The organism is Rhodococcus sp. CX, from assembly GCF_015865005.1.
GTDB lineage: Bacteria > Actinomycetota > Actinomycetes > Mycobacteriales > Mycobacteriaceae > Rhodococcus.
In genome coordinates, this window is record NZ_JADZGH010000063.1 from 17,019 (window position 1) to 25,505 (window position 8,487).

Here is an 8,487-nt window from a genome sequence, read left to right on the forward strand (position 1 = left end):
TCCGCGTCACACCGGCACTGTCTGCTTTGAGCGCGTTCCACAACACGAGCACGGAGACGACGGCCAGCGCAACGCCCAGCCATGTCCAATAGACCGCGCGCATGCCGGCGGTGATGCTGTAGACGATCTTGTCGAACTGTGCGAGCACCGGAGCGACCCCGGCATCGGTGGCCGCCTGGCCCGTCTTCGTCTGATCGTCGAGCCAGAATGCCGCTGCGGCCATCGATTTTCCGATACCCAGGAACAGGTTTCCGTAGTTGGTGTCGAGGACAGCGTCGGGTGCGCGTACCAGATCCTCGCCGCACCCGAGGTCGTAGACGGACCAATCCAGGCCGGCCCATCCGTAGGTCTCGTAGCCGGTCGAGCCGTCCCGCGCCGGCCGGTCCGCGCTGGTCGAGTCGAAGACGGTCTCGAGCACCTCGTTCGGAAACTGCGGCGAGGGGACCTCCTTGCAGTCGAAGCCGCTCGCTGCCGCGACACCGGCGAGCCCGATGAACGCGACGGCGGCGAGCAACAGCACCGTCAGGCCGTGCACCGCCCGCGCCTTGCATCGCAGGCTGCGACATCGAGCAGAGGGGCGCTGCGCCTGCGGGAATCGGAATCGCTGCGCGCTCAAGACGTCCCTCCCGACACGGGTCGGGTTGCTCGCGAGTCCAGGGCGTCGAACACGTGCGCCAGATGCACGAAGTGCGTCCAGTCGGAGCGAATCAGCTCGATGTCGTCGGCCATCTTGACGATGAAGCGGCGTGCCGCGTCGAGTTCGTCGGTGTTGACGTCCTCATCGAGGGTGTCTTCGCCACCGCCGCCGAGACCGGCCAGCAGCGACTCGTAGCCCTCGCCGAGCGGCAGGTTCAGCAGTTTGAGGGCGCCCTCGATGGCATGGGCGTTGCCGCCGAGATCGCCGATGATCACCTCGTAGGTCAGCGCGGACTTGTCGTCGGTGCCGTCGACGCCGAGGAAGTCATCGGGCAGCTGCGAGCACACCAGTGCGCGCACCTTGTACTTGCGTGAGTCGCGGGCGATGCGCAAGTTCAGGGTGCGGCCGGCGCCGGTCTCTTCGATGTACTTGTTCTCGTCGAGGAACAAGATTTTGCGGACGTAGCGGGGCAGTTCGTAGATCAGCCGATTCGCCATCCACGCGGCCATGTGCATCAGTGGCCCGGCCATCCGTTGCTGCGGAGTCCACTGCGTCGGGTCGGTGCCTTTCGGGGGCAGCTGCAGGCCCGGCGTCGTCAGCACGGTCAGATGCACGTCACGGTCGGTGTCCTCGACCTCGCCGCTGGCGCCCTCTTCCGGGAACAGAACCCGGGCCTCGGCCAGGTCGGCCATCATCGACAGGTCCTGATGCACGCTCTTCGCGCAGGACCGCAGATCGATGTTGTCGTCGTTGCGGCCGATCGCGGCGATGGCGTCGAGCACTTCGCGTAGGTTGTGGTGCCGCTCGCCGCCGACCGTGTTCGCCGCGGTCTGAAGGACCGTCTCGGTCCACTCGTGTTCGAGCCGCGCAGGGGTGAGCATCATCTTCAGCACTGCGACCGCCACCGAGATCCGCTCGGCGGCCGCGGCGCGGACGTCGGCCTCGTACTGGGCGTGCGCAGCCGCGACCGGGTCGGGATCGTCGGCGTAGTCGGGGCCCTGGGGGTCGTAGTCCGGGTCGTCTCGCCGCGGGTCGACGATCACCCGGTACGGGTTGAGCGAACCGGGGCGGGAGGTGCGCCCGGTCAGTGACTGGACTTCGGCGATACCCCGGAACTCGGGGAGCTGGGCGAGCTTCTTGAGTGGTCCGGACGGGTCGAGCACCACCGCGTAGGCGCCTGCTCGGACGGCCTGGTAGACGATCATGGCGGCGAGGAACGACTTGCCCGATCCCGGCACGGCGACGACCGGGGTCAGCCCCGACTTGTGCTTCTTCTCGTGCGCGGCAAAAAGATCCCACACCGCCGGGCGCGGGGCGATCGAGGCGGTCTGCCCGATGACGACGCCGGTGCGGTCACCGATGCGGTCACCGACGGCGGCCATGCCGGCCGAGAGTGCTTCGACGGTCATGCGGCGGCAATGGGCGACGTTTGCCAGCGGCTCGCCCGGAATGAACTCGCGCAGCAACTGGTACTGGCCGTGCTCGTGTTCGAGGCGGATTCGGGGTGCGTACATCTCCTGGAGCAGGGCCACCTTTTCCCTGGCCTCGGTAGGGGAGGAGCCGACTACGAGGACCCGGTACCAGCCCTCGGTGCGTACCGACAGGCCCGAGTGGTCCTCCTCGATATCGGAGATCACCCGCTGAGCGAGCGCGTGCTGCTCGGCGAGTTCCTGCGGCGGCACCTGATCGTGCTCAACCGTGTAGTGGTCGAACTGCGATTCGATCTTCGAGGTCAGGCGGCGCAGAGTCCGCAGGGTCTGCCGTTTGGTCTCGAGCGTGATGCGTTCGGACCATTCGAGCGGTTCCCCGGATGGGTCCCCGATGACTTGCCAGGGCAGCATTCGTTCCGGGATTGGCAGCGGTGCCATGCGCCCGACGGTGAGCACGATGGCGTAGCCGGTGTAGGCACGGCCGCCGATCTGACCGCGCACCGTCGTGTAGCCATCCCCGGGTGTCAGTTCCGGGTTGGTGAGGTCTTCGAGCGCAGCCACATCGGACTGCTCCCAGTCGCCTCCGCCGGCGATGACACCGTCGGCGTCGAGCGGCAGGCCGAGGGTCGCCGAGCGCAGCAGCAGATAGTCCATCTGTGCCGGGGTGGCGGGTCTGGCGTTGACGCCCTGGCCGGCCAGGTGTCGCTCGATCGTGCCGAGGTGATCGGCGATCGCCTTCTGTTCGCCCACGAACGCCTCGCGTGCCCATCGGCGCACCAGGCGTGCCGGTCTGCCGAGTAGCGGTGTGTCGACCACCGGGAGCAGCCACGCGCCGACGACGTCGAGGGCTTGGGCCAGAACCGATCGGGGCGGCAACTCGACACCCCAGTATCGGCCCTTCTGCGTGGGGTTTCCCCACAGCATCGCGTGCTGCTGGCCACGCAGGTAATCGGCCCACGACAATGCGCCGGGAACGTCGGGGATCGGTTCGGCCCAGGCGTCGTGCGCCTGCGCCCATTGCCGCACCGGCCACGGGGTGCGTACCAATCGTCGATGTAGACCCGTCACTCCCGCCTCGGCAAGATTGGCCACCACGAGCGCTTCGTTCTGGATGTAGCGACGTTGCTTGCCGAGGGGCCGCATGTTCCACGGCCCCGGAGGTTGGACGAACCACGCCGTGGATTGGCGGCGCGTGCGGGTGATGTTGCCCTCGACGCCGATGAGGTCGAGGCGCACGGATTTGCGGTCGCGGTCGCGGCGTTTCTTCGCCTCCGCGGCCTGCCGGGTGAATTCGGCATTCGGACCGCCGCCGTGTCGCCGCTTGCGCTTGCCGCCCTTCTCGGAGGGTGCTGCCGTATCGGCCGGTATCGGCGGCGCTGGCGGCTCGATCGCAGCCGGTGGGAATGTTGCTGCGATGTCGGGCTCGAGGGCCTGTGGCCACGCCGGCTCGCGCGGCGCTGCTGGCCCGAGTCCGGTGGCCAGCGCTGCCGCCCACGAGGGCGGAAGCGCGCCTGGGGGAACAATGATCGGTTCGGGCTCGTCGAAGTTCGGATCGAATAGTGCCGCGATCTCGTGTTCGGGTTGCAGGCTCATCGGATGGACTCACCTTCGGTCGGCGCGGTGGAAATCGGTCGGGGAAGATCGCGCACGCGCAGCACGACGGTCTGTCCGGGCCGGGGTGGTCGTGGTGCGGTCAGGTCGTTCCACGCGGCCTTGATCACCGATCGGATCGGTCGGTCGGCGGTGACGTACTTGGTGACCTTGGCGGTGATGACCACGGCGAGGGCGAACATGACGGTCAGCGACTTGAATCCCAGCGGCACATGCACGATGGCGCGGGCAAGCACGAACACCGCCACGAAGGTCGTTACCCCGACGCCGACGGCGGCATAGCGGATCCGAATCGGAAAGGTAAATCCGGTCGGGCCGAGGTAGTGCTGATCCACGCGGTGCAACAGGTCGTCGTTGTCGATCACGGTCGCTCCTCGATCGTCGTTCGGTTATCCGGGTTGAAAGGGAGTCAGGCGACGTTGATGCCGAACAGGCTGAGCAGCCAGTTGCCGACGCCGAGAGAGGCGTCCTTGTTGCTGGAGAGCGCGAAGTAGGCGATACCGATCAGGGCCAGGCCACCGACGGTGACGACTCGCGACAGGTTCGCTCGCAGGCCGCCGATCAGGACGGCGCACGCGATCAACAGCATGATCAGGAAGACGATGTTGTCGCCGATCCACGCGCGCACACCAGTAGTCGTGACTTCGGTGGATTGGGCGACCACGTCGCCGGTCACCGGCGTGGCTACTGCCAGGTGGGCTGCTGTGGTGATGAGGGACATGAGTGCTCCATCGTCGAGAGTCGGTCGGTGCACCTGAATTTGGCTGCGGGTGACCGTAGAACGAAGTCACCGATTTCCCCAACGGGGGTACCGCTCCTCGATCAATCGATTGCACGCGTGCGAGGGTCGCTGTGGGACGGAGAAATTCGCCGATGCCAAGCGAAGGCTGACAATGCTCGACCGATCTCGGGCACACGGTAGCTGGAGCAGTGGGCGACCGCGCCGAGTACGTACACGATGACTCGCCGAGGATCCGGACTCGGCTGGGTGCGTACGGCTCCGTGCGTAACGAGAGCGGGGATGAGGTGCATGCAGCAGCGTGACGGGGCGCAGAGCACGGGCATTCGGTACACCGCTTGCGTGCGCCGCGGGCAGGGTGCTCACAGCGCTCTGTCGGAAGTTCGCAGCAACGATAGCGGCAAGGGCTGCCGCGGAGCCGGTGTGCCTGTCGAAGCGGTGTGGCACGAACACTTCGAGACACCTGGTGAAATGAGCGTCTGATCCCGGGGTGGATCCGAGTGCTCGCAAGAGCGCCTTGCGCGCCCACCCCTCCGGGGTCACTCCCCCCTCGTTCCTCGGGGGGAGTGTAATCCTGAATTCCGCGCGGCGCAATATATTTCGTGGGCATGTCGTCGGATGATGCCTGCGCGGGGTGTCATCGCGCTGGTGCGGGCGCTCATTCATACCGCCTACACGCACCCACTCGGTCGTTCGATTCACCGCTCGATCGAGCGATATCCGACGCGTCCACCACCGTTGTGATCGAGCGCTCATGCAAGCGTCGGCAAGCGCATCGATGCACCGCTGCGACCAGTGCTCGCCGAGCACTATTCGAGTGCGTGAAACGGCGGTTCCTCGACCGGTCGGCGAACCGCCACACGCTCTGCTGGGCCGTCTGCCTCACGGAACGGTGTGCACCGTGCCCGACGGTCGACATACGAAGGCAGGCGACGATCTCCCTGAACGTGTTTGCAGGAGCGGGAATTCGATGACCCGAGTCGTGGGTGAACGTCCCGGAACCATCCCCGCTGTCGGGCTCCGCTCCGCGGGGTACCCCCGTTGGGGATTTCGCGGAGTTCTGCCACGGTGCTCGACATCGTCATCCCGGGCGATGTTCGGAAACTGTCGGAACGAAAGGCACAGGCGGTGAGCGGAAGTCCCGACCCACTCAAGGACTGGTTGGTCGCAACGTGGCGTGACACATTCGGTGATCACGGCCCCGCACGCGGCCAGCAGATCGGCGAAGACGGCCGGCCGACGCGCGTCGCCCGCTTTGTCCCGCTCTCACCCATCGTGGGGGTGGCCGCGGCCGCGGGTGTCTGCGCCCCACGGATCGCGTCGGCGGCCTCTGTCAACGGGACCGTCCTCGAGGTGCTGTCGACGCTGCACAGCTACCGACTGCTGCTCGTCGTCGCTGCCATCGCATTCGTCACCGTCGATGTCCTGCGTTACCGCTCACACAGGTGGTCGCGGACCCTCGAATCCCTGGTGCGACAGGGCACCTGGCAGCTGCCGAAGAAAGTCACCGTGTCGTTCCCCACCGGGTGGCGCGTGATCCGCCGCGCGACGATCACGATGTACCGCGGCACGGTCATCCGGCCCAAGCAGTTCGAGGAGCTGTCCCGCGCGATCAAGGCGGCCTTTCCCGGTACTACGCGGTGGGAGATCAAGGTTCGGCACGACGCCCACCGTGACCGCATCGTCGTCACCCGAGCAGCGATCATCCCCGATACCCGGTCGGACCGGCAGAAGGCCCTGCAAGGTGCGCTCGACGCGGCCTCGATGTTCACCGACCCGAAGGTCACCGTCGAGACCCGCGACTCCGGCGGCATCGAAACCGGCTACCGCATCGCCTTCGCACGGTCGATGAACGCGGGCGTTCGAGGCTTCCAGCTCAAGGTCGAAGAAGCGCTCGCCTCCCTGGCCGGTCCGCACGAGTCCGGCCGGAACTGGACCAGCGAGTGGTACCCCGATCAGGGCTACCTGGTGATGCGTCTGGTCACCGCCATGCCGGAGCGGGTGGATCATCCGCTCGCGCTGGTCGATGAGAACCTGCGGCATCTGCCGTATGCGACCGGGGCCGCGGACCGGATCATGTTCTGGGATGTGTCCACCAGCTCGAACAAGCCGCACTGCCTGATCGTCGGGCCCACCGGTGGCGGGAAGACCTCGGTGATCCGCACGCTGCTCACCGAGGCCGCGCGGCGCGGTATTCCGTTCGTGGGGGTCGATCCGAAGATGATCGAACTCGACGGTCTCGAGGGCTATCCGGGGTGTGGGGCGATCATCTACGACGCGCTGCGCGCAGCGATGTTCGTGCGCGCCCTGCACGCGGAGATGATGGCGCGCAATGCCTACATCCATCAGATGAAGATCGAGGGCTCGCAGCTGCCGTTGATGATCGCGGTGCTCGACGAGTTCTTCATCCTCTCGGGCAAGTGGCAGCGCCTGGCCAAGACCGGCGACGACGAGACGAAGGCGTTGCTCAAGGAACTCGATCCGCTCGGGGCGTGGGCGGATCTGGCGGTGCTCGCCCGCTCGGCGGGCATCCGCCTGCTGCTCGGGGTGCAGCGCCCGGACGCATCGTTGTTCGGCGGCGCGTCCGGCAACGCGCGGGACAACTTCGGCACCCGCATCAGCCTCGGCAACCTCTCGCAGGACGGCGCGTTGATGATGTGGGGCGATTCGACCGTCGGGCGGGAGGTCGACACCTCGGTCAAGGGCCGCGGTATCGCGCTCGGCGACGACGGCAGTCCGGTCGATGCGCAGATGTGGTGGACCCCGAACGTGGACCGGCATCCGAACAAGTGGAATCAGCTGTTGGACAGAGAAAAATCGATCATCGAGGGCTTGATGCCGGGAGAGGCGCCGCAGTTCACCTGCTACTCGCCGGAGCTGGCCGCGTTCATCGAGTCCGAACGCGCGCTGGCCAAGCGTGCGCGCAGCCACGGCAGCGTGCCGGAGCCGATCATCCTCGGCGGTGCGGGAACCAGCGAGGTCGGCGCGGTGTCGATGACCACATCCGAGCCCGAATCCGCACCGGAACCCGCGCCCGAGGACGAGGACTTCGCCGATGTCATCCCGGCATCGAGCGTGCAGGCCGGACAGACCGTGCTGATCGACGACGCGGACGGCGAGCTGGTCCCGGTCACCGTCGATGCGGTCGAGGTGCGTCGCGGGAAGAAGGGCGAGGTCACCTCGACCGTTCTGACCGTCGGCACCGGCCGTGTGAAAACCCGCATCACCTTCGACGCCACCGGTGTCGTCGTCCTGCCCGAACCCGACCTCGCAGGAACGCTCGCATGACCTTCCGACAGCACCGCGCGCGAGCGCCCACCCGCCGCCGCACAGCCGTCGGCCGAATCACACTGCGCCGAACGTTCTTTCACCCCTTGAACCGCACCCGTAGTCACCACCGGAAGGATCACCGATGACCCGCCGCATCTCCCAGTCGATCACCCCCACCGCCGACGACGTCGCCGCACTGCGCGGACCGTTCGTCTCCAAGGGCGCCAACGATCCGGTGATCAAGGCGCTGCGCGACTACTTCAAAGCGACCGCGCCGCTGTGGCTCGCCAAGCTCGACGAGAAGCAGGAACTGACCCGCGAACGCCTCGCCGAGATCCGCGACGCCACCATCAAACGCCGCGCGGTCATCGAAGCACTGCCCGCAGGCGCGGCCCGCGACAAAGCGCTGGCCGAGCTCGCCCAGACCGAGTCCGTCGTCGACGAGATGGACACCGCACTCGCCGGCGCCGGTGCCTTCGGCGGGATCAACTAACGATGGCGCCGACCGTCGAGATCGAGGCGACCTCCGCGACCACAGCACGCGCCAGGCTCACCGGTGCCGACGTACCACCGATGGACCTGACCGCGACCGAGGACAAGGCCCTCGCCGCCGTCGTGCACGAGTTCGTGCGCACCCTCGCAGCGGGGCAGCAGTCCGCCGTCGAGGTCGTCTACCGGACAGGCAAAGACACGCGGTTCCTCACGGTCGGCCCCGACGGCAAACTCACCGAAACCGCACCGAGCGTGCCGATCCCGGTCGTGGCAACCGAACCCGACCCGACCACCACCGAGCCTGTCGC

At 67.1% G+C, this 8,487-nt stretch carries 5 protein-coding genes and 2 pseudogenes; 3 read left to right on the plus strand and 4 right to left on the minus strand.

What is annotated here, in order from left to right:
* The 4 genes and pseudogenes from I0Q12_RS32175 to I0Q12_RS06740 all read right to left on the minus strand — a co-directional run.
* Positions 1-535: pseudogene (locus I0Q12_RS32175) on the minus strand (hypothetical protein); the annotation flags it as partial.
* Positions 536-612: 77 nt separating this feature from the next.
* The gene (locus I0Q12_RS06730) at positions 613-3,660 is read right to left on the minus strand and encodes an ATP-binding protein (protein WP_197251204.1); all 3,048 of its coding nucleotides are present in this window, start codon (positions 3,658-3,660) and stop codon (positions 613-615) included.
* A complete protein-coding gene (locus I0Q12_RS06735; protein WP_197251205.1) occupies positions 3,657-4,043 on the minus strand; it encodes a hypothetical protein in 387 nt (128 codons plus the stop codon). The genes I0Q12_RS06730 and I0Q12_RS06735 overlap by 4 nt, the downstream gene beginning before the upstream one ends.
* 44 nt (positions 4,044-4,087) lie before the next feature.
* Positions 4,088-4,399, minus strand: a complete 312-nt coding sequence (locus I0Q12_RS06740; protein WP_197251206.1) for a hypothetical protein — start codon at positions 4,397-4,399, stop codon at positions 4,088-4,090.
* Positions 4,400-5,545: 1,146 nt separating this feature from the next.
* Between I0Q12_RS06740 and I0Q12_RS06745 the strand changes: the two genes are divergently transcribed.
* The 3 genes and pseudogenes from I0Q12_RS06745 to I0Q12_RS06755 form a co-directional block, all read left to right on the plus strand.
* Complete coding sequence (locus I0Q12_RS06745; RefSeq protein ID WP_197251207.1) at positions 5,546-7,705, plus strand: type IV secretory system conjugative DNA transfer family protein; 2,160 nt, start codon at positions 5,546-5,548, stop codon at positions 7,703-7,705.
* Between the two features lie 124 nt (positions 7,706-7,829).
* Entirely contained in the window at positions 7,830-8,180 is a 351-nt protein-coding gene (locus tag I0Q12_RS06750; protein WP_197251208.1) for a hypothetical protein, read from the plus strand.
* A 2-nt stretch (positions 8,181-8,182) separates the two neighbouring features.
* Positions 8,183-8,487, plus strand: a pseudogene (locus tag I0Q12_RS06755) (ParA family protein); the annotation flags it as partial.

Excerpts from the sequence above, each read along its gene's own strand:
- I0Q12_RS06750 (WP_197251208.1), top strand. The coding sequence starts at position 7,830 with ATGACCCGCCGCATCTCCCAGTCGATCACCCCCACCGCCGACGACGTC.
- I0Q12_RS06740 (WP_197251206.1), bottom strand. The coding sequence starts at position 4,399 with ATGTCCCTCATCACCACAGCAGCCCACCTGGCAGTAGCCACGCCGGTG.
- I0Q12_RS06730 (WP_197251204.1), bottom strand. The coding sequence starts at position 3,660 with ATGAGCCTGCAACCCGAACACGAGATCGCGGCACTATTCGATCCGAAC.